This is a genomic window from Verrucomicrobiota bacterium, from assembly GCA_016871495.1.
GTDB lineage: Bacteria > Verrucomicrobiota > Verrucomicrobiia > Limisphaerales > VHDF01 > VHDF01.
The window spans coordinates 81,396-103,483 of the sequence record VHDF01000001.1 but is presented as its reverse complement, the minus strand read 5'-3'; the positions used below and the strand labels follow the sequence as shown (position 1 = coordinate 103,483).

The following is a 22,088-nucleotide window of genomic DNA, read 5'->3' as shown; positions in this document are numbered from 1 at the left end:
TTCGCATGCTCTCCAAGATCGCCAGTACCTTTTCGAATTGTTTCAAGATTCCGGAACTCAAGTCCCGGATTGTCTTCACGCTTGTCGTTCTGGCGATTTGCCGTTTGATTTCGATGGTTCCGATTCCGGGACTCGATGGAGCGGCGCTGGCGCAATTCGCGAAAGAGAACGCCGCGCAGGCGAATTCCCTGGTGGGGCTGTACAGTCTTTTCACCGGGGGCGCGTTTGAACAGTGCGCGGTGGGCGCCCTGGGGATCATGCCTTACATCAGCGCGACGATCATCATTCAATTGTTGACGGCGGTGCTGCCCCAGTTGAGCAAACTGGCCAGGGAGGAGGGCGGCAGGGCGAAGATGATTCAGTATGGGAGGTATCTGACGGTGCTTCTCTGTTTGGGGCAAGGCTTGTTCATGGCCTTTGGCTGGGAACATCCGACCAAGATTCCGGGTTTCTCGAATTTTCCCGGCAAGCTGGTGTTGGCGGAGAACCTGATGTGGTATCGTTTTCAGACGGTGATCATCCTGACCACGGCCACGTTGCTTCTGATGTGGCTGGGCGAGCAGATCACGGAGCGCGGCATCGGGAATGGCGTTTCGCTGGTGATCACGATCGGCATCGTTGCGCAATTTCCCCAGGCTGGACAGGTTCTGCACACGATGTTTTTCCCACCGGAAGGAGTGCAACGGCAGTTCAACTTGCTGCATGGTGCGGCGCTGGTTTTGCTCCTGTTGGCGGTGGTGGCGGGTGTGATCGCGGTGACTCAAGCGCAGCGCAAGATTCCGGTGCAATATGCCCAGCGTGCGGTGGGGCGGAAGGTTTATGCCGGGGGTCAGTCGTTCATGCCTTTGCGGGTGAATTACGCGGGGGTGATGCCGGTGATTTTCGCCCAGGCCATCCTCATGTTTCCGAGTTTGATCGCGTTGGAGATCGGGTCGCGATTCGATCTGAAGTTTTTCCAGGAGCTCGCCCGGTTGTTGCAGGAGGGATCGGCTCTTTATCTGATCCTCTATGGGTTCATGATTTTGTTCTTCAGTTATTTCTGGGTGGCGACCCAGTTTAACGAGCTTCAGATCGCCGATGACCTGAAGAAGCACGGCGGTTATGTTCCAGGCGTGCGTCCGGGCCAGGCCACGAGCGACTTTCTGCACCAGACCATGAGCCGCATCACGCTGGCGGGGGCGGTGTTCCTGACCGTCATCGCGGTGATTCCCATTTTGATGAGGAATCTGCTGAACATCGATTTTCACGTGGCGCAGTTCTTCGGCGGCACGAGCATGCTCATCACGGTGGGTGTGATGCTGGACACGATGCGGCAAATGGAGAGCCATTTGTTGATGCGGCATTATGACGGCTTTTTGAAGAAGGGCCGGCTGAAGGGCCGTTTCTAATTCGAGTGGAATCGGCTGGAGGCGAGTTGAGCAAGCGCGCCGAGCACGTTCTTTGATGATGATCATGAAGCGGGGGCGGAGTCTGTGATTGTTCTGAAGACCGAGCGAGACCTGGGGTTGATGAGGCCGGCCTGCTCGGTGGCGGCGCTGGTGCTGGATGAGATTTGCCGGCACATCGCTCCGGGCCTGACCACGCGGCAGGTGGACGACTTTGCGTCCGAGCGGCTGCGGGCGCATGGTGCGAAGAGCGCTTTTTTGGGATACCGAGGGTATCCCTGTCATGTGTGCCTTTCCGTGAACGAGGAAGTGGTGCATGGTTTGGCGGGAGCGCGGCGGCTCAAGTTTGGCGACCTGGTGAGTGTGGATGTCGGGGTGGTGTTGAACGGATTCATCGGGGACAACGCCCGGACGGTTCCGGTGGGCGGCTGTGATCCGCTGGGCCAGAAGTTGATGGATGTGACGGAGCAGGCGTTGTATTTGGGCATTGAGCAGGCGCTGCCCGGCAACCGAGTGGTGGACATTTCGCGGGCCGTGCAGCGGCACGTGGAATCGAACGGATTCAGTGTGGTGCGCGAGTTTGTGGGTCACGGCGTGGGAAAAACCATGCACGAGGAGCCGCAGATTCCGAATCATGTGGAAGATAAGCCTTCCCCGAAGCTGCGGGCGGGCATGACGCTGGCGATCGAACCGATGGTGAACGCGGGTGGGACTGCGGTTTCGGTGTTGTCGGATGGCTGGACCGTGGTGACGAAGGATCGGAGGCCTTCGGCTCATTTCGAGCACACGGTGTTGGTGACGGATGGTTTGCCGGAAATTTTGACATGCGGCCCCGCGATCCCTTCCAGGAAATCGCTTGTGTGAAGGAGCGGTTGCAACCGGGGTTGTGGCGGGCGGAATTGTCGAACGGCCACGAAGTGCTGGCGTATGCGAGCCGCGCGGCGCGAGCCGTTGAAAATGAGATTTGCGCGGGTACGCGCGTTGTGGTGAGATTAACTCCTTTCGATTTGTCGAAGGCCAAAGTGATGGGTGTGCCGGTGGACCGGTCGCCTGTCGAGTGAAAGTCGATTTATGAAGGTACGTGCATCAGTGAAACGATTGTGCGAGCACTGCAAGATTGTGCGTCGCAAGGGTGTGATTCGTGTGATCTGCACGAATGCCCGCCACAAACAACGCCAGGCTTAGTCGGATTGAACCTCAAACAGGATAGATATGGCTCGAATTCTAGGAGTGGACATTCCCGGTGAAAAGCGCATCGACATCGCGCTCCGGTACATTTACGGCATCGGACCGACGAATGCCGTGGAAATACTGAACAAGGCGAAGATCGACCCGGCGATTCGCGCCAAGAACCTGGATGAGCAGCAGTTGTCTCAGATCGTGCATGCGATCCAGGACGGCAAGTATGTCATCGAAGGTGATCTGCGCCGGGAACTGGGATTGAATCTGAAGCGTTTGCAAGCGATCAAGAGTTATCGCGGTGTCAGGCACTTGCGCGGCCTGCCGGTGCGTGGACAGCGCACGTCCACCAACGCGCGAACCCGGAAGGGGCCGCGGAAGACTGTCGGTGTGCAGCGGAATCCGAATGCCAAGACCGGCATCCACTAATTGTTCAGAGCGATTGGCGCAGATCGATTAATCCCGAACCAGGAGCATTGCAGTATGTCAGAAGAGACCAAGGCGAAGAAGCCGGCGACAAAGAAAGACACGAAAGCGGAGGCTGCGACAGCGGCGCCGGCAGGAGCACCGGCAGCGGCGGAAGCGGCTAAACCGGCCAAGAAGCCGGCGGATGCCGGGTCGGGGGCGGCCCCTGCGGTCGCGCCGGCGGTACCCGCGGCGTTGACGGCGGCGGAGTTGCTGGCGGATGACGCCGCCTCGAAGAAGATTATCAAGGCCAAGGGATCGAAGAACATTACTTCGGCCGTGGCCAACATTTTGGCGACGTTCAACAACACCTTGGTCAGCATCACCGATCTGCATGGCAATGTGATTGGCTGGTCCAGCGCCGGGCGGGTCGGATTCAAGGGGTCCCGCAAGAGCACGGCATTCGCGGCCCAGCAAGTGGCCCAGGATGCGGCTCGCCAGGCCATGTCGCACGGGGTGAAGGAGGTGGAAGTGAAGGTGAACGGACCGGGATCGGGTCGCGAGTCGGCCATCCGGGCGTTGCAGGCGATTGGACTGGAGATTACGACGATCAAGGATGTGACGCCGGTGCCGCACAACGGATGCCGTCCCCGGAAGAAACGTCGCGTGTAAAGGACATTGGCAATTTAAAAGGAAACACCTATGGCAAGATATACAGGTCCGCGCACGCGCATCAGCCGTCGCTTTGGTCTTCCGATTTTCGGCCCTTCGAAATACCTCGAGCGGCGCAATTACGGTCCGGGCGTTCACGGCCCCAAGTCGCGCCGGAAAGTGACCGATTACGGACAGGGGCTGCTGGAGAAGCAGAAGTTTCGCTATTACTACGGGTTGATGGAGCGCCAATTCCGGGGAGTGTACGAGAAGGCCCTGAAGCGCCGGGGCGTGACGGGCGTGACCATGCTGCAGATTTTGGAGCTGCGATTGGACAGCGTGGTCTATCATTTGGGCTTTGCCACGACACGTCCGGCGGCCCGGCAGCTGGTGGCGCACGGACATGTTCGAGTAAATGGCCGGAAGGTGACGATTCCGAGTTGTGCTTTGAGAGTGAACGACGTGGTTGAAGTGAAAGACAAGAGCGTTTCACGTCAGTTGGCCACGAAGAATCTGGAGATGTCCACCAGCCGGGTGGTGCCCGACTGGGTGGCGTTGGAGAAGGACGCCTTTCGAGGCAAGGTGGTGCGCGTGCCGAGTCGCGAGGAGATTCAGCCCATTGCCAACGAGCAGGCCGTAGTTGAATTTTATTCCCGCTAATGGAACCCAGAGCTCCCTGGAGTTCAGGGGGCGGGCAGTTATATGGACCTGGCGCGGGCGGGAAGTTGCCAGGTCAGTTTAAAATTGCCGACGGAGAGAACACGATATGCCAGTACGATTAGGACGATTCGAAATGCCAAAACGCCTTGTCAAAGACGAGGCGACGGCGACAACCACCTACGCGCGATTTGTGGCCGAGCCCTTTGAAACGGGCTACGGGCACACGGTCGGCAACTCGCTTCGGCGGGTGCTGCTGTCTTCCCTGGAAGGCGCGGCGATCACGTCCGTCAAGATCGACGGTGCGATGCATGAGTTTACGACCATCGACGGGGTGGTTGAAGACGTGACCGACGTGGTGTTGAACTTGAAGAAGATTCTTTTCAAGGCCCACTCGCGTGAACCTCAAACGCTGTTGTTGTCGGTGAACAAGGATGGTCCGGTGACGGCGGCGGACATCAAATTGAACCAAAACATCGAGCTGGTGAATCCCGGGCAGATCATCTGCACGCTGGATAAGAAGAAGAAGCTCGAGATGGAGTTCGAGGTCAAGGTGGGGCGCGGATTTTGCCCCGGGGATGAGAACAAGAAAACGGATCAGCCCATCGGGGTCGTGGCGATCGATTCGTTGTTTTCGCCCGTCTCGAGAGTTCGATACGCGGTGGAAAGCGCGCGGGTAGGACAGCGGACGGATTATGACCGGCTGATTTTGGAAGTGACCACGGACGGGCGGCTGACCCCGGACGATGCCTTGACCCAGGCGGCCGCCATTCTGCAGCACCATCTCGATCCTTTCGTCGGCTATGACAAGAACGCCGTCGAATTTGAGCAAGTTGAGGACAAGCAGGACGACGAGAAGGCGAAGAAGAAGAAGCTGCTCAACATGAGTGTGAACGAGATCGAGTTGAGCGTGCGCGCGGCGAACTGCCTGAACAACGCGAACATCACCACCGTGGGCCAGTTGGCGATGAAGACGGAAGCAGAGATGCTGAAGTACCGCAATTTTGGAAAGAAATCGCTGAACGAGATCAAGGAGAAGTTGCAGGCATTGGGGTTGACCCTGGGCATGAACATTGACATGGCCTTGTTGGAAGCTCCGAAAGAGGAGAACCGTTTGCCCTCAGTTTAAGGAATCTGTATGCGCCATTTGAAGAGAACGGCCAAGCTGGGCCGGACCGGATCGCATCGCAACGCGATGCTTGCGAACTTGGTATGCAGTTTGATCAAGCACAAGCGCATCACCACCACCCTGGCCAAGGCGAAAGCGGTGCGGCCCGTGGCGGAAAAGCTGGTGACTCTCGGCAAGCAGGGCACCCTGCACGCCCGTCGATTGGCGGCGGCGCGCTTGCGCCAGCAGGCCAAGTCGCTTCACCGTGGAACTCCCACGTTGAAAGGCAAGGTGGTCCGCGAGGCTTGGAAGAAGAATGAGGACGTGGTGCGGATCCTGTTCGAGGAACTGGCGCCGGTTTTCAAGAGCCGCGCGGGCGGATACACGAGAATTCTGAAGTTGGAATCGAGGCAAGGCGACGCTGCTCCCCAGGCCATCCTGGAGTGGGTGGACTTGCCGGTGCCGGCCTCAGCGGCGGTGGTTCCGGCAACACCCGCGGCCGCCACGGCGGCGCCCCCTGCCTCCGAAGCATCCAAACCCTGATCGAGGGAAAGAGTTGAGATTGAACGTCACGGAAACGGGAGGAAGTCAATTCCTCCTGTTTTTCTTTTGGGATGGAGCATGAAGAGCGATCAGGTCAGAGGTTTGCGGACGAACGCCGGCGAGCGAGTCCGGAGGAGGAGGGCTTTTACCCTCATTGAACTGCTGGTTGTGATCGCCATCATCGCGGTGCTGGCGGGAATGCTGTTGCCCGCGTTGGGCAAATCGAAAGCACGCGCGCAGGCGGCGGGTTGCGCCAACAACCTTCGGCAATTGACGTTAGGGTGGGGGATGTACGCCGACGACGAAGCGGATCGTTATGTCAACAATCACGGACGGGACGAGACGCGGGAAACACGTTTGAACTGGGTGAACAACGTGCTCGATTGGGGGCCGATTGAGGAGAACACCAACGAAACGTATCTCACGGAGGCGAAGTTAGGGAGCTACGTGGGCAAGTCGGTGCGGATTTTCAAATGTCCGGCGGACCGGTCGAGGGCTGACAATGGGGCGCGAAACCGGAGCATGTCGATGAATTCGCTCGTGGGGGATCCGGGGGTTTTGACCAACCGGTTCAATCCTGACTACATTCAATTTTTCAAATCCGCGGACGTTCGCCATCCCTCGATGACTTTTCTTTTTTTGGATGAGCATCCGGACACGATCAACGACGGCTTTTTCATGAACCGGTTGCATGAGAAGAGCTGGGGAAACCTTCCCGCGACGTATCATGGGGGTGCCACCAGTTTCACGTTTGTCGATGGCCATTCTGAGAATCGGCGCTGGGTGGTGACGGGGCCGGGGGGGACGGCAAAGCCGCCGGTGAAGGGTGGGGCGGGCGGCGGGTTTGCAGCGGTGCCTTCGACTGATTTCGATTGGCTGGCTGACCGGACCAGCGTGAGGAGGTAGATCAAAATCCCGCTGGCCGCGAGCGGGAGCTCCGCATACTCTGGCCGCGCCGCATGCGCAACGATTCAATTCAGGGCTGGCGAATGGGGATGATTTGGGCGTGTTGTTTCGGGTGGGTGCTGGGGGTCATCGGACAGGTATCGGAGCCGGTGAAGCCGGCGGCCGCTCCGGCCTCGGCGTTTTGGAAGCTGGAGCGACGAGACGCGGGGAGCGAGTTGGAATTCGATCCGGATCGCGGGGTGGCGGAGGCATGGGGCGGGGTGGTGATTCGCTATGAGGACCCTGCCGAAGGACGAAGCGCCCTTTTGACGGCGGAACGCGCCAAGCTGGATCAGGAGCGCGGACACGCGGAGGCGGAGGGGGCGGTGGTGATTCAATCGCAGGGGCAGGTGTGGAGGGGGGAGAAGCTGGCGTACCATTTCAAGACGGGGGAGGTGAGTGGCGAATCCTTTCGCACTGGGAGGAGCCCATTCTATGCGGCAGGGCTGGGATTGGCGGCCGACACCAGCAATCGGGTGTACCGGGCGCAGGGTGGCTATGTGACCGGAGATGACGTCTCGAATCCCGGATACCGGGTTCGCGCGCGGGAATTGATCTTGAAACCGGGTGAATCGATCGAGGCGAGGGGCGCGGTTTTGGTGCTGGGGAATGTGCCGGTGTTGTATTTGCCTTACTACCACAAGAGTTTCCGCAGGCATCCGAACAACTTCGAGTTTACTCCGGGCTATCGGAGTTTGCACGGGCCGTATTTGTTGGGGACCTACAATTGGGTTTACGATGAGCGGCTTTGGGGCGCGGTGCATTTGGATTACCGGCAAAAGCGCGGGGTGGGGGCGGGGCCTGAATTCCGGTATGACCTGGGGGCCTGGGGGGAGGGGCACGCGGAGTTTTACTATGCTCATGACGAGGATCCGGGATTGGATCTTCAACGCCGAATGATCGTGGACGACCGTCATCGCGCCTCGTTTTGGCACATGATTGAGCACGGGTCGAACTTGGTGGCGAAAGTGGTGGTGCGCGAGCAGAGCGATGCCCAGATCATTCGGGACTTTTTCGAGGCGGAATACCGGCGCAACAATCAGCCTTCGTCGTTCTTGGAGGCCACGTACTCCTGGCCGAATTTCAGCCTGGATATTCTCGCGCAGCCGCAGTTGAACGATTTTTATGAAACGGTGGAGCGGCTGCCGGACATCAAGCTGACGGGATGGCGGCAGTCGTTGGGCATTCTGCCGCTTTACTACGAGTCGGAAAGCTCGATGGGATATTTTCGGAGACGATTCGCGGAGGGGTGGACCAATGATTACGCGGCGTGGAGGGGAGACACGTACCATCAGATTGTGGCACCGAAGACTTTGTGGGGATGGTTGAATGTGACTCCGAGAGTCGGGGGCCGCTTCACGCATTACGGAGAAACGGAGGGCGAGCATACCACGCTGAATTCGACGGATCGATGGGTGTTGAACACCGGGGCGGAAGTGTCCTGGAAGGCTTCGCGCGTGTGGCGAGGAGCCCGGAGCTCATTCTGGGAAGTGGATGGGTTGCGGCATATTTTGCAGCCTTCGATCAACTATGTGTATGTGCCCTCGCCGAGCCGGGCTCCCCGCGAACTGCCTCAGTTCGATTATGAGTTGCCGACCCTCCGGCTGCTTCCGATCGAGTTTCCCGATTATCACGCGATTGATTCCGTGGACAGCCAGAACGTGTTGCGATTCGCGTTGAGGAACAAAGTGCAGACACGGCGGGGCGATTGGGGGGCCGACAACCTCATTCATTGGGCGCTCTACACGGACTGGCGGCTGCATCCGCGGAGGGGGCAGTCGACTTTTGCGGACTTGTATTCGGAGTTCGATTTGCGCCCCCGATCCTGGTTGACCTTGAGTTCGGAGGTGAGGTTCGACGTGGCGGAGGAGCGGTGGCGTGAGGCGAACCACAAGGCGACGATCCTTCCAGGGGACCTCTGGAACTGGAGTGTGGGGCACCGTTATCTGAGGGACGATGTCGCGAGTTACGGACTGGGGAACAATTTGATCATCAGCAGCATCTATTTCCGATTGAATCCGAATTGGGGGCTCCGTCTGTCCCACCATTTCGAGGCGAGAGATGGCACGATGGAGGAACAGTATTACACCGTTTACCGGGATTTTCGGAGTTGGACCGGAGGATTGACGTTCCGGGTGAGGGATCATCGCGGGGAGCGCCCGGATGATTTTACGGTGGCGCTGACGTTTTCTTTGAAGGCGTTTCCGAGTTACAAGGTGGGGAAGGATAGCGACGAGCCTTCGCTGTTGTTAGGGCGTTGAGATCGCTTTGGCCTGGCGGATGAATTGTTTGGGGGGAAGGCCGTAGGCTTTCTTGAAATGGAACGTGAAGTGACTTTGGTCGCAGAAGCCGACGGCTTGAGCCACATCCGCCAGCGGCATGACTTGAGCGATCATGATTTCCTTGGCCTTTTCGATGCGGCAGCGGACGATGTATTTGTGGGGAGGAAGTCCGGTGGATTGTTTGAAGGAACGCGCGAAATGGAACGCGCTCATTTTGACCTGGGAAGCGAGGACGGCGAGCGAGATGTCTTCTTTGAGGTGGGCATGGATGAAGTCGAGGGCTTTGCGGAGTTGGTATCGGGCCAGTCCGCCTTTGACTTCGCGCGGTTGCGCATCGCGGGTGGTGGCGAAGCGGCGCACGATTTGGAAGGCGATGGCGGTGGCGAGGGCCTCGGCGCAGGCGCGTCCGCGCAGATTTCCGGATTCGACTTCCTGCTTCAGGGTGACGATGAGGGCGCTGAGGAGCGGGTCTTCAACGCCCCATTGGGGAGTGAGTTCCAACTTGCTTTCGAAGGCCAGTTCATGGGTTGCACATTCCAAGAACTGTGGAGAGACGGAGACCGACAGGTATTCCCCGCCCTGACGGCATCGGGCGGAGTGGATGACGCCGGCGGGCATAAATGTTATTTGCCCGGGTTGGAGGAATTGGCGAGCGGTCTTGCCGTTGCATTCGTATTCGACCTCCGTGGTTTGGTTGAGTTGGAGAAAGACGACGTGGTTGACGCAGTAAACGTCTTTGCATTCCACTTGGGAAAATCGAATCTGTTCCAAGAGAATGCCTTGCCAATCCGCGGCGGCGCTGGTGATGGAAGGCTCGTGAGGGAAGAAGGGGCGTGTCTTGCCGAGTTTGGGGTCGAAGAGCAGTTCTCGTTTTGCGGTCATGGCTGGTCCACACAGTCAGGAACCTCGCTGAAGAGCGAACGGAGCCTTGTTCACTCATGCTTCGCCAATCCGTCGATTTTGTCGCGAATGGCACAACCACCACGATTGCGGTTCGAATTCATGACAAGAATTCGCCAAGAATGTTTCATCCAAGACCGCAAGAAACCGATTTTCTTCCCTGGCTGCGTCTTTCCAAGAGTGATTTCGCTTGTCTGATGATAAAACAGGCAAGAATAGGTTATTTCGGTTCCGGTGCTCGCGGTGGAAATGGCGTGGATGAACGGAGGAAATCCTGGTCGCCGATGGCGAAGAACTCGTGGGTGGCGAGGAGGGGGTCGGTGGCGAGGTCCAAGAGGATGCGAGGTCTCATTCGAGAGTTGGAACGAGGATTGGGTGAACTTTCGGTGAGGCGCCAACCCTCTTTCGCCCGCGGATCGCAGGAAGGAATCACCCGCCCTGCTCGTGACCAGCGCCTCTGGTTTGGGATGGGATGCCTCGGGGAGGCACGGTGAGCGGCGTGCCGACCTGGATTCCACGCGCCAGGCAGTAAGCGGCATTGGCCACGTATTTTTCTGCCCAAAGTTTGAGACTTGCTCGTTCTGACTCCGGGAGTTTTCGAACGACCTTTCCCGGCCTTCCCAGAACCAGAGATCCATCGGGAATGCGAGTGCCGGGGGTGACGAGCGCTCCGGCGCCGATCAGGCACTGGTTTCCGATGATGGCCCCATCGAGCACGATGGCTCCCATCCCGATCAAGGTTTCGTCTCCAACGGTGCATGCGTGGACGATGGCGGAATGTCCGACCGTGACGTGATGGCCGATGATGCAGGGGAGATCATCGGCGAGGTGGACGACGGCGTTATCCTGGATGTTGCTATGGTGTCCGACCACGATCCTTTCGATATCCCCACGAAGGGTGGCTTGGTACCAGATGCTTGAGTGGTCACCGAGTTCCACGTCGCCGAGGACGGTGGCGGACTGGGCGATATAAACGCACTGTCCGACGCGGGGCGGCGACTCCAGGTGCTTTTCGAGGCGGGCGATGACGTCGTGCATGGAGGGGATGGTGTGAGAAAGCGAGGTTGGGAAGAAGCCTGTTGTGACACTATTTCGAGCGTTTGGAGGTGAGCGGAGTTCGGCGGATTCGGGTTGGGTCAAGGGGAGAAAAGGTCCAGGCTTTGGCCATGAACCTATTCCTCGTGGTGGTGGTTTTGGGGGGCTGGATGGTTGCCCATGCGGACGCGGGGCGGAACCCTCCGAATGTGGTGCTGATTTTTGCGGACGATTTGGGTTTTGGTGATCTTGGTTGTTATGGGGCGAAGGGGTATCGCACTCCGCATTTGGATCGCTTGGCAAGAGGAGGCGTAATCTTGAAGCGGCATGTTGTGCCGCAGGCCGTGTGTTCGGCCTCTCGGGCGGCGCTGCTGACGGGGTGTTATCCCAACCGGGTGGGGATTCTTGGCGCTCTGGGACCCGGGTCGAAAACGGGGATCCACGAAGAGGAGATCACGATGGCCGAGATCCTGAAGCAGCGAGGCTACGCGACGGCGGTATTGGGGAAGTGGCATCTGGGTGATCATCCGAGATTCTCCCCCTTGCGGCACGGGTTTGATGAGTATTACGGACTTCCTTATTCGAACGACATGTGGCCGAGGCATCCGACCGGAACGTATCCGGACTTGCCGCTGATGGAGGGCGAGAAAGTGGTGGCGTTGAATCCGGACCAGTCGCGATTGACGGGGGAGTACACGGATCGGGCCATTCGATTTATGGAGACGCACCGGGCACGGCCCTTTTTCATTTATTTGGCGCACAGCATGCCTCATGTGCCGTTGTTTGCGGGGGAAGGTTTTCGGGGGAGGACGAAGCGGGGATTGTTCGGCGACGTGTTGGAGGAAGTGGATCATTCCGTGGGGCGAATGGTCGAGGCGTTGGAGAGGTTGGGGCTGAGAAAGCACACCCTCGTCATTTTTACATCGGACAACGGACCCTGGTTGTCCTATGGCGATCACGCGGGATGGGCGCCGGGATTGAGGGAGGGCAAGGGGACGACGTTTGAGGGTGGGGTTCGAGTGCCATGCATCGTGTCCTGTCCTGGTGTTTTGCCGAAGGGAAAGAAGATCTGGCATTGGGTTTCGAGCATGGACTGGTTTCCCACGGTGGCGGCGAGGGCGGGTGCTGTGCTTTCGCCCGGAAGGATCCTGGATGGACGCGACCTTTGGCCGATTTTGACCGGGAAGGCGGGCGGCGATCCCGGGAGGGAAGCTTTCGCCTATTATTGGGGAAAGGAGTTGCAGGCCATTCGCGTCGGGGATTGGAAGCTCCACTTTCCTCACGCCTATCTGAAGCCGATGCCTCCGGGGCGTGGTGGAAAACCGGGGACTCTGCGGACGCAGCGTCAGGAGCGGGCTCTCTACCATCTGAAAGAGGATCCTGCGGAACGAAAGAATTTGATTGATCAAAGGCCGGACATGGCGAATCGGCTGGAGGAGGCGGCGGTTCGGGTGCGGCGAGATTTGGGCGACAGCCTGACCGGCGAGGTGGGGAGGGGTGTTCGACCGGCGGGGAGGTTGGATTGACCTGGCAACGGCCATTGATCTGCATCGATCGGTTCTTCGCTGTTTTCGGTGGAGTTGGAGGACGGCCCAACCCGGAGGGCGACAGCCAGAAGCCCAGCGATCAACCGCGTCTGGTGGGTCGTGCGGCGCCTGCTTTTTTGCGAGACGGGCGAGGGTAGGTCGCGAGAGGGGGGCTGGTGGTCGACGTTCCGGCGGCACCGCCTTCCAGCAGGCGATTGAGTTCCTTGACTTGGTCGCGGAGCAGCGCGGCTTTTTCGAATTCGAGGTTGTTGGCGGCTTCGAGCATTTCCGCGTTGAGTTCCCGGATGGTATCGACCAGGTCGAAATGGGTGGTGGATTCCTTGAGGACGAAGGCGGATTTCTTTTGCGCGGTTTCCCTGGTCACGAGGCTGCCTTCGATGGCGCGGCTGACGGAGCGAGGGATGATGCCGTGGGCCTGATTGTGGGCGAGCTGTTTTTCCCGGCGGTAATTGGAGACCTCCAAGAATCTGCGAATGCTTCGAGTTATCTGGTCCGCGTAGAGAATGACCTCGCCGTGGAGGTGGCGGGCGGCGCGGCCGGCCGTTTGGATGAGGCTGGTGGCGGAGCGCAGGTAGCCTTCCTTGTCGGCGTCCAGGATTGCAACCAGTGAGACTTCGGGCAGGTCGAGCCCTTCGCGGAGGAGGTTGATGCCCACGAGCACTTCACAATCCCCCCTTCGCAAGGCGCGGAGGATTTCGACGCGTTCGATGGCGTCGATTTCGCTGTGGAGATAGCGGACGTTGATTCCGATGTTGCGCAGGTAGTCGGCGAGTTCCTCGGCATTGCGCTTGGTCAGGGTGGTGACCAGCACGCGTTCCTTGCGTTCGACGCGTTTGCGAGCTTCCTCGATGAGATCGTCGATTTGGCCGCGAAGGGGTTTCACCGTGATTTTGGGGTCGACGAGCCCGGTGGGCCGGACGATTTGTTCCACGACCCGGGGTCCGGCCCAATCCGTTTCGAGTGGGGCCGGGGTGGCGCTGACGTAGATGGATTGCTTTTGCCAGGCTTGGAATTCGTCGAAGCGGAGAGGGCGGTTGTCGAGGGCGCTGGGCAGGCGGAAACCATGGTCTACCAGCACCGTTTTGCGGGAACGATCGCCGGCGGACATGCCGCCGATTTGCGGGAGGGTCGCGTGGGACTCGTCGATGATGAGGACATAGTCCGCGGGCATGAAATCGAAGAGTGTGTAGGGGCGGGAGCCGGGGGGGCGACCGCTGAGGTGGCGGGAGTAGTTTTCGATGCCGGTGCAGAACCCCATCTCCTCGAGCATTTCGAGATCATATTCGGTTCGCATTTTGACGCGTTGGGCTTCGAGGAGTTTGCCCTGGCTTTCAAACCAGGCGACGCGTTCGCCGAGTTCCTCGCGGATGGTGAGGAGGGCGGACTTGGTTTTTTCGATGGGGGTGACGTATTGTTTGCTGGGATAGATCGTGAGGCTTTCGAGCGGTTCGAGGGTTTCGCCGGTGAGGGGATCGAAGCGGGTGAGGCGCTCGACCTCGTCGCCAAAGAATTCGAAGCGGAGCGCGTCTTCGGAGTGGGAGGGACAGAGTTCGACGACGTCGCCGCGAACGCGGAAATGACCCCGGGAAAACTCCATGTCGTTCCGGTGGTATTGGAGATCGACGAGCCGGCAGAGGAGTTGATCGCGGTTGAGGGCTTGTCCCACGCGGACGGGGATGATGGAAGCCTCGTAGTCCTCACGGCTGCCGATGCCATAGATACAAGAGACGCTCGCGACGACGATGACATCGCGCCTGGAGAACAGGGAGCTCATGGTCGAGAGGCGCAGGCGCTCGATCTCCTCGTTCACGCTGGAGTCCTTCTCGATGAAGGTGTCGGTGCGGGGGATGTAAGCCTCGGGCTGGTAGAAGTCGAAGTAGCTGACGAAGTATTCCACCGCGTTGCGGGGGAAAAAGGATTTGAATTCCGCGTAGAGCTGGGCGGCGAGGGTCTTGTTGTGGGAGATGACGAGCGCGGGGCGGTTGACGTTGCGGATGACGTTGGCGATGGTGAATGTTTTTCCCGAACCGGTGACGCCGAGGAGAACTTGGTGCGGATGGCCCTGACGGAGACCCTCCGTGAGGGCTCGGATGGCCGCGGGTTGATCGCCGGCGGGTTGGTAGGGGGCGGCGAGTTCGAAGGACTCCACCTCAGGACTCCGGGGCAAGGGCGGGCACGAGGTCTGGTTCCACCCATTTACCGTGTTCCCGGATGAGATCCACCAGCCGATCCACGGCTTCGGTTTCCGGGATGTTGAATTTCACCGGCTTTTTTCCGACGTAGAGATTGATTTTGCCGGGAGCGCCCCCGACGTATCCGAAATCGGCGTCGGCCATTTCTCCGGGGCCGTTGACGATACATCCCATGATGGCGATTTTGACCCCCTTGAGGTGGTCCGTGCGGGACTTGATCCGTGCGGTGACCGTTTGGAGATTGAAAAGGGTGCGTCCGCAGGAGGGACAGGCGACGTAATCGGTTTTGAAGGAACGGCAACCGGCGGCCTGGAGGATGTTGAACGCGAGACGGAGGGATTGTCCGGCACCGCATTCGCCGCGAACGAGGATGGCGTCGCCGATCCCGTCGGCGAGCAGGGAGCCTAGGTTGACCGAGGCGCGCAGGAGGGCGACATCGGGTGGGGGGGGCGTCGATTCAAAATGGAGGCAATCTTTGAGAAGGATGGGATTACGGAACCCCAGTTGGCGGAGTTTCGCGGCCAAGAGGCGGAAGGCGGCGAGGGTGGGCAGGGCGACGCCGTCACGGACGGTGATGAGTTGTGCGTCGCAAGCCGTGGTAAAGTCTTCGGTGGGGTCGACCTCCTGAACTTGGAGTTCTTCATAAACGGCTTCCGGGCGCACATCATCGCGCGGTCGGATTTTCGGAGCCAATTGATCGAACACGGCTTGGGTGACGACGACGCGTATGGTTTGCTGGCCGCCGCAGCGGACGGTTTCGTTCAGCTCAATTTCAGGAGTGTCGCGGCGTGAATACTCGAAAGGCTGGAAAGGGACGAGTGAAGCGGAAAAGTCGGCCTGGGTTTGGGTGAGCTTCGAGACTTGCGCCAGGAGGGAGTTGCAAACGGGAATCTCGTTGGGCGAATCCTCGGTCAAGGAGACGCGAATCGTGTCGCCGACGCCGTCGCAGAGGAGCGAGCCGATCCCGATGGCGCTCTTGATGCGGGCGTCTTCTCCGTCCCCGGCTTCCGTGACGCCGAGATGGATGGGGTAGTTCCAATCCGGTCCGAGGGCATGGAGGCGGGCGACGAGCAGCCGGTAGCATTGGATCATGACCTTGGGGTTGCTTGACTTCATGGAGAACACGAAGTTGTGGAAGTCATGCCGGCGGGCGATGTGGGCGAACTCGAGGGCACTTTCGACCATGCCCAGGGCGGAATCGCCGAATCGATTCATGATCCGGTCGCTGAGGGAACCGTGGTTGGTCCCGATGCGCATGGCGCGACCGAGTTGTTTGCAGAGCAGGACGAGCGGTGTGAAACGTTCGTCGATGCGGGCCAGTTCGGCCTGGTACTGTTGCTCGCTGTATTCTTTGATGGCGAATTTCTTCGAATCGGCGTAGTTGCCGGGATTGATCCGGACCTTTTCGACCCAGCGGGCGGCCTCGAGGGCGGCTTCGGGTTTGAAGTGAATGTCCGCCACGAGGGGAACGAAACAATCGCGGGCGCGGAGTTCGCGGGTGATGACTTCGAGGTTGGCGGCGTCTTTCACCGTGGGAGCGGTGATGCGGACGATTTGGCAGCCGACGGCGACGAGATCGAGGGTTTGGCTGATGCAGGAGGCGGTGTCCATGGTGTCGCAGGTGAGCATGGACTGTTTGACCACGGGGTGGTGTCCGCCGATGACCACACCGCCACGATTCGGGTCGCCCACGACGACTTCGCGTGTCGGGCGTCGTTGGTAGCGGAAGAGGGATGAACAAAAGTTCATGGCAAGGAGGGGGGCGATTGTTCCGACTGGGAGTGGAGCTGATGCACGCTCGCGAGTGGTTATCGTGGGGCGGGAGCAGGAGCGGGAATGGGGGAGGGGGGTGGGGTTTGCTCGATTTGAGTTTCGCGTTGGAAGAAGGATTTGAAGAGGGAGAAGCGGCGGAAGTCGTGGAAGGTCACGTAGAGCATGAAGGAGATCAGCGCCAGCGCGCAGGCGGTGGTGGTGTATTCGACAAATTTGATGCTGAGCGGGCGCTGACGGATTTTTTCGATGACCGACATGACGATGTGGCCGCCGTCCAGCACGGGAATGGGGAGGAGATTGAGAATCGCGAGATTGATGTTGAGGAGGACGAGGAACTTGAGGGCCAGCCGGTAATCGGTTTTGACGTGAGCGGCCATGATGGTGAGGATTCCGACGGGACCGCTCAGGTCCTTGGCCCCGACTCCCGTTTGTTCCGAATGCACCAGCGCGCTAAACGTGTTGTACATGAGGTCCAGCGTCTCTTTGACTTGTGCCCAGGGCGTTGGACCCGGCTTTTGGACCTCGTATCGAATGGAGCCCGAGGAAAGGCCGACGCCGATGCGTCCGCGTTTGGTTTGGGGATCGAACATCGGGGTCACGTTGAGGGTAAGCGATTGGGCGTTTCGTTCCACGACGACCTCGCTGGGTTCACCGCCGCGCTTCCGGATGAGGTCCACCAATTGTTCCTGGCTGTGGACCGGAATGCCGGCGAAGGACATGAATTTGTCCTGCGTTTTGAGGCCGGCCTTGTCGGCGGGTCCGTCCGGTTCGACTTTGAAGATGACGGGATGGTCTTGGGGATTCAGGTTGAGGACCTTGAGCGGGAGGGGCGTGTTTTCGCGTGTTTCGAGGTTGTAGGTCGAGCGAGTGCCCGCGCGATCGAGAACGACTTTGAGCACATTCGTTCGGGCGAGAGCCGTGATTTGGTAAACGTCCTCCCAGGAGCGCGTGGGTTTGCCGTCCACCTCGACGATGGCATCGCCGGCTTGGATGCCGAGTTTGCCCTCCGGGCTGTCCGTTTTCACATAGCCGATGATGGAGGGGTTGACGGGAACCGGGAGTCCGACGAAGTAAATGAAGGTGCCGATGGCGAAGGCGAAGACCACGTTCATCAGGGGACCGGCGAACGCCACGAGGATTTTGGACCACGGAGAGGCGGGGGGAAGGGGTTCGCCTTGGTGCGTCCCCTCGATGGCCTCCGAGGTGATCATCTGAGGGAGTTTGACGTAACCTCCCGCAGGGATCCAACGCCAGGAGTATTCAATGCCATCCTTGGTCCATCCGAAGATCTTGGGACCAAATCCGATCGCGAAGGCCTCGACTTTGAGGCCCCGTTTGCGGGCCACCCAGTAGTGGCCGAATTCGTGGACGAAGACGGCGGCGCCGAACAGGAGAACAACGGCCGCGATGACGTACAGATAGGTCAGTATTTGAGCGAGCATGGAACAAACGACCGGTGGGTCATTGGATGAGCGACGCGAGAGTTGGCCGCTCGTCCTGGGACGGGGCGCATGGGCGCGTGGGTTTCGAGTTGATTCATCCGCATGGCATGTCGGAGAACGCAACCATCCGATTTCAAACCGGTCTGGGAGAAACTAGCCTTGAACTCTTGGACTGGCAATCGGGGAATGGGGTGGTGGGTGGGCGGACGGGGGCGGCAGGGGAAGCGGCTCCTGCTGGCTGATGCAGTGGAAGGAACCGAGGCCCCAGATGAGATTCATGGAGTCCAGTCCGATGACAGGCCGGTCGCGAAAACAGCGGCTTAAGATTTCGATCGCCTTGGCGTCATTGGGATGGCGGTAAGTCGGGACGATGACGGCCGCGTTGGCGATGTAGAAATTGGCGTAACTGGCGGGAAGCCGCTGCCCGTCGTGTTCCACCACGCCAGGCATGGGCAGTTCGAGAATGCGGAAGGGACGTCCTTCGGCTCCGCGGAGATGATCAAGCCGCTCGCGATTGTCCCGCAACCGTGCATAATTTGGGTCGGCGGGATCTTCCTCGATGATGGTGACGATGGTGTCCGGCGCGACGAACCGGCAAAGATCGTCCACGTGGCCGTCGGTGTCGTCCCCGACGATGCCTTCGCCGAGCCAATGGACGCGCTGCACGCCCAGGTAGGAGCGCAGGAAGGTCTCGATGGCGTCCCGAGTGAGGTTGGGATTGCGATTGGGGTTGAGGAGGCAGGCTTCGGTGGTGAGCAAATCGCCTTGTCCGTTCACATCGATCGCGCCGCCTTCGAGAATCATGTCCGGGCTGTAGAGGGGAAGGCGGCGCAGGTTGGCGACGTGCTGAGGAATGGCGTCGTCCAGATCGAAGGGAGGGTACTTACCGCCCCAGGCGTTGTAGCGCCAATCGACGATGGCTTGGTTTTCGGGCGATGTATCCGGCGAGGATGGGATGCGGTTGAGAAAGATCGGACCGTGGTCGCGGCACCAGGGTTCGTACGATGGGAAGGTGTGGAAGTGGACCCGGTCGATCGCCGCGCCAAGGCGGAGGAGGCGCGAGGCGGCGTCTTGAGCCATGGTGGCGTCCCAGACGTTGATGTTGACGTCTTCGCCGTGGGTCAATTCACGGATGAATTTGGCGTAGACGGGCGGCACCTCGTCGTAGCGTCCCGGGAAGCTGATCCCGGCCGGGCGGGGCCAAGTCAACCAGGTGGAGCGGTGGGGCGACCATTCCGCGGGCATGAAGAAGCCAGCAGAAGCGGGAGGGGAATGCGAACGGGCGGATGGCACGGCGCGGAGCATGCCCAGGCCGTGAAAGAATTCAAGGCAGGCGATGGCCGAGGCCGGCTTCGTAAAGCCCGTACCATTCCTCGCGCGTGAGTTCGAGCGACTCTGCCTTGGCGGCGTCCACGATGTGGTCGGGTGTGGTGGCGCCGATGATGGGAATGATGCCGGCGGGGTGGGCGAGGAGCCAGGCGATGGCGATGACTGATCGGGAGGTATGGCGCGCGTGGGCGACGACGTCGAGGCGTTCGCGCAGTTGGGCGCGATGGGCATGATCGGGGGAGTTGAGATCGATGGCGGAGTGGCTGGCCAGGCGTCCGGCGGCGAGAGGACTCCAGGCCAGTGGCGAAACTTTCTCGGAAAGGCACAGGTCGAGAGTGCCATCGAGCAGGTGATCGAGCCGGATCAAACTGATTTCCACCTGGTTGGAAATGAGCGGCTCGTTGAGGAAGGATTGGAGGGTGCGAAACTGGGAGGCCGTGAAATTGCTGACTCCGAACCAGCGCGCTTTGCCCTGATGACGGAGCGTTTGGAAGGCGCGCGCGACTTCTTCGGGATGCGTCAGCAGGTCGTAGCGGTGGAGTTGGAACAGATCGAGGGTGTCCACGCCCAGTCGGCGCAACGATCCCTCGCAGGCCTGGATGATGTGCTCCGAGGAGTAATCGTAGCGGTAAGGGCTGTCGGGGTTGGGTTCGCCTTTGCGGCGGATGCCGCATTTCGTGGCGAGGGTTACTTGATCGCGCATGCCGGAGACCTCGTGGAGCACTTTGCCGAAGAGCGTTTCGGAGTGCCCGTGGCAATAGATGTCGGCGTGATCGAAGAAGGTGAATCCTTGTTCGAAGGCGGTGAGGATGGCTTTGCGGGCGACGGCTTCGCGTTCGGGGGAAATCTCGCTGGGTTCCCAGGAGCCGCCGAGGCGCCAGCATCCGTAGGCGAGGCGGCTTGGATGGAGGGTGCTTTTTCCGAGGGTGATCGTTTTCATGATGTGGCGGAGGATGCGGTCGGCAGCATAGCGGAGCGATGAGTGTGCGAAAGCCGAAACTTGCCTCGATGTCGAAGTGCCTTTCGCCTTGCCGCGCGCGAGTGAAGCGCGGAGAGTTATCGCTTGAGCCACGGGAGCGAACCGTGTCGATCTTGAAGGATATGGAAACGCCACGCACCATCTCAATCGCCGAGGACGACATCATTTCCCAGCAGATCCTGAAGACCTTTCTGGCCGCGGATGGCTACACGCTGGAGTTCGTGGACGAGGTTGGGCATATCCGGGTGGCGAACCAGGCGTTTCGCTTGATGCTGGGCTGGCGTGACGACCAGAGCCTCATCGGGCAATCGGTGATTGGGTTGGTGGCGCGAGGCAAGCGGGATGCGTTTGCCCGGGAGATTGCGCCTTTGACTCAAAAGGACGCCGAACCCGTCTCGCTCGAGACGGTGTTTGAACCGCCTGGGAGCGAGCCTTTCGCGGCGGAAATCACGGCGGGGTATTTCGAGTGGGATACCGCGCCTTCTGTCGAGATCCTGGTGCGCGACGTGACCGAGAAGAAGCGTTTGCAGAGCCAGTTCCTGCGCATGCAGCGTCTGCAGAGCGTGGGCACGCTGGCCGGCGGCATCGCCCACGATTTGAAGGACAGCCTGACGCCGATCCTGCTTGCGGTGCACATGGCGCGCGCGGCGGTGAAGGAGGGTCCGGAAGCGGTGGCGTTGTTTGCCCGGCAGCCGGCCGAGGTCATGCTGGCCCTGATTGATTTTCGCATGCCGGTGTTGGACGGCGTGACGACCGCGCGGGCGATGCGCTATTTGAGACAAGACGCGAGGATCATTTTGTTGAGCGAAGTGGATGAGAAGGAGGAAATGCTGATGGCGTCGAATGGGTTGAGGCTGGGGCGGTTGGTCAAACCGTTTTCGGTGGAGGCATTGTTGAGGAAAACGGCGGAAGGTTTGGCGAGTTCAGTATGAATCTTTTTAGTTTGAAAGGAGAAGTGGCGGTGGTGCTTGGAGGGACGGGGGTCCTCGGCGGTGCCATGGCCGAGGGACTGGCTTTGGCGGGTGCGCACGTGGCGATCCTGGGTCGCAATGGCGACAAGGGCCGCGAGCGTGCGGACCGGATTTGCGAGAAGGGGGGGGACGCCCATTACTTCGCGGCGGACGCCTTGAAGTTGGAGAGTTTGTCGCGGGCGCATGCCGAGGTGCAGAAGGCCTTGGGAGCCACGACCATATTGGTGAATGCGGCGGGCGGAAACGATCCGAACGCCACGGTGACGCCGGAGCGGCCTTTTGAGCAGTTGGGGTTGGCGGCGTGGCAGGCGAATTTTGATTTGAATCTGGTGGGTGGCGTGTTGCTGCCCTGCCAGGAATTTGGGGCGGGGATGGCGGCACGGGGCCGGGGTTCGATTATCAACATTGCGAGCGTTTCCGCTCACATCCCGCTGTCGCGCGTCGTGGCCTACTCGGCGGCCAAGGCGGCGGTCCTCAGCTTGACGCAGTTTCTGGCGAGGGAATGGGCGGCGTCGGGAGTGCGGGTCAACTCGATTACGCCCGGTTTTTTTCCGGCGGAGCAGAACCGCAAGCTGCTGTTTCACGAGGACGGTTCGCCGACTCCGCGGACGAAATCGATTTGGGCGCATACTCCGATGGGGCGGTTTGGCGAAGCGCGGGAATTGATCGGGGCGGCGGTTTTCCTGGCGAGCGAGAAGGCCAGCAGTTTTGTGACCGGGACCGATCTGCGCGTGGACGGAGGATTTTTGGCGCAGACCATTTAGG

Annotated in this window: 21 protein-coding genes; 14 read left to right on the top strand and 7 right to left on the bottom strand. The window is 60.0% G+C overall.

Annotated elements, in window-relative coordinates; genetic code table 11:
• The first annotated feature begins 5 nt into the window (after nucleotides 1-5).
• The 11 genes from secY (at nucleotide 6) to FJ404_00425 (ending at nucleotide 9,134) form a co-directional block, all read left to right on the top strand.
• The gene (gene secY / locus FJ404_00475) at nucleotides 6-1,388 is read left to right on the top strand and encodes a preprotein translocase subunit SecY (GenBank protein ID MBM3821364.1); all 1,383 of its coding nucleotides are present in this window, start codon (nucleotides 6-8) and stop codon (nucleotides 1,386-1,388) included.
• An 84-nt stretch (nucleotides 1,389-1,472) separates the two neighbouring features.
• Nucleotides 1,473-2,249: a type I methionyl aminopeptidase gene (map, locus tag FJ404_00470; protein MBM3821363.1), complete on the top strand. Its 777-nt coding sequence runs from the start codon at nucleotides 1,473-1,475 to the stop codon at nucleotides 2,247-2,249.
• Nucleotides 2,210-2,446: a translation initiation factor IF-1 gene (infA, locus tag FJ404_00465; GenBank protein ID MBM3821362.1), complete on the top strand. Its 237-nt coding sequence runs from the start codon at nucleotides 2,210-2,212 to the stop codon at nucleotides 2,444-2,446. The genes map and infA overlap by 40 nt, the downstream gene beginning before the upstream one ends.
• Before the next feature lie 10 nt (nucleotides 2,447-2,456).
• Nucleotides 2,457-2,570, top strand: coding sequence for a 50S ribosomal protein L36 (rpmJ, locus tag FJ404_00460; protein ID MBM3821361.1), 114 nt, complete (start codon nucleotides 2,457-2,459; stop codon nucleotides 2,568-2,570).
• Between the two features lie 27 nt (nucleotides 2,571-2,597).
• On the top strand, nucleotides 2,598-2,993 hold the full coding sequence (gene rpsM, locus FJ404_00455) for a 30S ribosomal protein S13 (GenBank protein ID MBM3821360.1): 396 nt from the start codon (nucleotides 2,598-2,600) through the stop codon (nucleotides 2,991-2,993).
• Nucleotides 2,994-3,047: 54 nt separating this feature from the next.
• A complete protein-coding gene (gene rpsK / locus FJ404_00450; protein ID MBM3821359.1) occupies nucleotides 3,048-3,641 on the top strand; it encodes a 30S ribosomal protein S11 in 594 nt (197 codons plus the stop codon).
• 30 nt (nucleotides 3,642-3,671) lie between these two features.
• Nucleotides 3,672-4,280: a 30S ribosomal protein S4 gene (gene rpsD / locus FJ404_00445; protein MBM3821358.1), complete on the top strand. Its 609-nt coding sequence runs from the start codon at nucleotides 3,672-3,674 to the stop codon at nucleotides 4,278-4,280.
• A 106-nt stretch (nucleotides 4,281-4,386) separates the two neighbouring features.
• Nucleotides 4,387-5,406 (top strand): DNA-directed RNA polymerase subunit alpha, encoded by a 1,020-nt coding sequence (locus tag FJ404_00440; GenBank protein MBM3821357.1) that lies wholly within the window; start codon nucleotides 4,387-4,389, stop codon nucleotides 5,404-5,406.
• Nucleotides 5,407-5,415: 9 nt separating this feature from the next.
• The gene (locus tag FJ404_00435) at nucleotides 5,416-5,928 is read left to right on the top strand and encodes a 50S ribosomal protein L17 (protein ID MBM3821356.1); all 513 of its coding nucleotides are present in this window, start codon (nucleotides 5,416-5,418) and stop codon (nucleotides 5,926-5,928) included.
• Nucleotides 5,929-6,006: 78 nt separating this feature from the next.
• The gene (locus FJ404_00430) at nucleotides 6,007-6,834 is read left to right on the top strand and encodes a type II secretion system protein (protein MBM3821355.1); all 828 of its coding nucleotides are present in this window, start codon (nucleotides 6,007-6,009) and stop codon (nucleotides 6,832-6,834) included.
• Nucleotides 6,835-6,887: 53 nt separating this feature from the next.
• Nucleotides 6,888-9,134, top strand: a complete 2,247-nt coding sequence (locus FJ404_00425; GenBank protein MBM3821354.1) for an LPS-assembly protein LptD — start codon at nucleotides 6,888-6,890, stop codon at nucleotides 9,132-9,134.
• On the opposite strand, the gene FJ404_00420 is transcribed toward FJ404_00425, so the two are convergent.
• Nucleotides 9,123-10,037, bottom strand: coding sequence for a helix-turn-helix domain-containing protein (locus FJ404_00420; protein ID MBM3821353.1), 915 nt, complete (start codon nucleotides 10,035-10,037; stop codon nucleotides 9,123-9,125). The genes FJ404_00425 and FJ404_00420 overlap by 12 nt on opposite strands.
• A 447-nt stretch (nucleotides 10,038-10,484) precedes the next feature.
• The gene (locus FJ404_00415; GenBank protein MBM3821352.1) at nucleotides 10,485-11,093 is read right to left on the bottom strand and encodes a gamma carbonic anhydrase family protein; all 609 of its coding nucleotides are present in this window, start codon (nucleotides 11,091-11,093) and stop codon (nucleotides 10,485-10,487) included.
• A gap of 128 nt (nucleotides 11,094-11,221) precedes the next feature.
• Here FJ404_00415 and FJ404_00410 point away from each other — a divergent pair, with 128 nt between their 5' ends.
• On the top strand, nucleotides 11,222-12,616 hold the full coding sequence (locus FJ404_00410) for a sulfatase (GenBank protein ID MBM3821351.1): 1,395 nt from the start codon (nucleotides 11,222-11,224) through the stop codon (nucleotides 12,614-12,616).
• Between the two features lie 100 nt (nucleotides 12,617-12,716).
• On the opposite strand, the gene uvrB is transcribed toward FJ404_00410, so the two are convergent.
• The 5 genes from uvrB to FJ404_00385 form a co-directional block, all read right to left on the bottom strand.
• On the bottom strand, nucleotides 12,717-14,786 hold the full coding sequence (gene uvrB / locus FJ404_00405) for an excinuclease ABC subunit UvrB (GenBank protein ID MBM3821350.1): 2,070 nt from the start codon (nucleotides 14,784-14,786) through the stop codon (nucleotides 12,717-12,719).
• Between the two features lies 1 nt (nucleotide 14,787).
• Nucleotides 14,788-16,578 (bottom strand): (E)-4-hydroxy-3-methylbut-2-enyl-diphosphate synthase, encoded by a 1,791-nt coding sequence (gene ispG, locus FJ404_00400; GenBank protein ID MBM3821349.1) that lies wholly within the window; start codon nucleotides 16,576-16,578, stop codon nucleotides 14,788-14,790.
• A gap of 59 nt (nucleotides 16,579-16,637) precedes the next feature.
• Nucleotides 16,638-18,044, bottom strand: a complete 1,407-nt coding sequence (gene rseP, locus FJ404_00395) for an RIP metalloprotease RseP (protein ID MBM3821348.1) — start codon at nucleotides 18,042-18,044, stop codon at nucleotides 16,638-16,640.
• 153 nt (nucleotides 18,045-18,197) lie between these two features.
• Nucleotides 18,198-19,289 carry an agmatine deiminase family protein gene (locus tag FJ404_00390; GenBank protein MBM3821347.1) on the bottom strand — a complete coding sequence of 364 codons (1,092 nt, stop codon included), beginning with the start codon at nucleotides 19,287-19,289 and terminating at the stop codon, nucleotides 18,198-18,200.
• Between the two features lie 79 nt (nucleotides 19,290-19,368).
• A complete protein-coding gene (locus FJ404_00385) occupies nucleotides 19,369-20,313 on the bottom strand; it encodes an aldo/keto reductase (GenBank protein ID MBM3821346.1) in 945 nt (314 codons plus the stop codon).
• 38 nt (nucleotides 20,314-20,351) lie between these two features.
• Here FJ404_00385 and FJ404_00380 point away from each other — a divergent pair, with 38 nt between their 5' ends.
• Both FJ404_00380 and FJ404_00375 read left to right on the top strand, forming a co-directional pair.
• Entirely contained in the window at nucleotides 20,352-21,284 is a 933-nt protein-coding gene (locus tag FJ404_00380) for a response regulator (GenBank protein ID MBM3821345.1), read from the top strand.
• A complete protein-coding gene (locus FJ404_00375) occupies nucleotides 21,281-22,087 on the top strand; it encodes an SDR family oxidoreductase (GenBank protein ID MBM3821344.1) in 807 nt (268 codons plus the stop codon). Before FJ404_00380 ends, FJ404_00375 begins: the two co-directional genes overlap by 4 nt.
• The last annotated feature ends 1 nt before the right edge of the window (nucleotide 22,088 follow it).

What these genes read in the sequence shown, in the direction of transcription:
- FJ404_00380 (MBM3821345.1), top strand. Translation starts at nt 20,352, where the DNA reads ATGAGTGTGCGAAAGCCGAAACTTGCCTCGATGTCGAAGTGCCTTTCG.
- rpsD (MBM3821358.1), top strand. Translation starts at nt 3,672, where the DNA reads ATGGCAAGATATACAGGTCCGCGCACGCGCATCAGCCGTCGCTTTGGT.
- FJ404_00430 (MBM3821355.1), top strand. Translation starts at nt 6,007, where the DNA reads ATGAAGAGCGATCAGGTCAGAGGTTTGCGGACGAACGCCGGCGAGCGA.
- FJ404_00415 (MBM3821352.1), bottom strand. Translation starts at nt 11,093, where the DNA reads ATGCACGACGTCATCGCCCGCCTCGAAAAGCACCTGGAGTCGCCGCCC.
- rpmJ (MBM3821361.1), top strand. Translation starts at nt 2,457, where the DNA reads ATGAAGGTACGTGCATCAGTGAAACGATTGTGCGAGCACTGCAAGATT.
- FJ404_00410 (MBM3821351.1), top strand. Translation starts at nt 11,222, where the DNA reads ATGAACCTATTCCTCGTGGTGGTGGTTTTGGGGGGCTGGATGGTTGCC.
- rpsK (MBM3821359.1), top strand. Translation starts at nt 3,048, where the DNA reads ATGTCAGAAGAGACCAAGGCGAAGAAGCCGGCGACAAAGAAAGACACG.
- FJ404_00390 (MBM3821347.1), bottom strand. Translation starts at nt 19,289, where the DNA reads ATGCCCGCGGAATGGTCGCCCCACCGCTCCACCTGGTTGACTTGGCCC.
- secY (MBM3821364.1), top strand. Translation starts at nt 6, where the DNA reads ATGCTCTCCAAGATCGCCAGTACCTTTTCGAATTGTTTCAAGATTCCG.
- FJ404_00375 (MBM3821344.1), top strand. Translation starts at nt 21,281, where the DNA reads ATGAATCTTTTTAGTTTGAAAGGAGAAGTGGCGGTGGTGCTTGGAGGG.
- infA (MBM3821362.1), top strand. Translation starts at nt 2,210, where the DNA reads ATGCGGCCCCGCGATCCCTTCCAGGAAATCGCTTGTGTGAAGGAGCGG.
- rseP (MBM3821348.1), bottom strand. Translation starts at nt 18,044, where the DNA reads ATGCTCGCTCAAATACTGACCTATCTGTACGTCATCGCGGCCGTTGTT.
- FJ404_00435 (MBM3821356.1), top strand. Translation starts at nt 5,416, where the DNA reads ATGCGCCATTTGAAGAGAACGGCCAAGCTGGGCCGGACCGGATCGCAT.
- FJ404_00425 (MBM3821354.1), top strand. Translation starts at nt 6,888, where the DNA reads ATGCGCAACGATTCAATTCAGGGCTGGCGAATGGGGATGATTTGGGCG.
- rpsM (MBM3821360.1), top strand. Translation starts at nt 2,598, where the DNA reads ATGGCTCGAATTCTAGGAGTGGACATTCCCGGTGAAAAGCGCATCGAC.
- FJ404_00440 (MBM3821357.1), top strand. Translation starts at nt 4,387, where the DNA reads ATGCCAGTACGATTAGGACGATTCGAAATGCCAAAACGCCTTGTCAAA.
- ispG (MBM3821349.1), bottom strand. Translation starts at nt 16,578, where the DNA reads ATGAACTTTTGTTCATCCCTCTTCCGCTACCAACGACGCCCGACACGC.
- FJ404_00420 (MBM3821353.1), bottom strand. Translation starts at nt 10,037, where the DNA reads ATGACCGCAAAACGAGAACTGCTCTTCGACCCCAAACTCGGCAAGACA.
- FJ404_00385 (MBM3821346.1), bottom strand. Translation starts at nt 20,313, where the DNA reads ATGAAAACGATCACCCTCGGAAAAAGCACCCTCCATCCAAGCCGCCTC.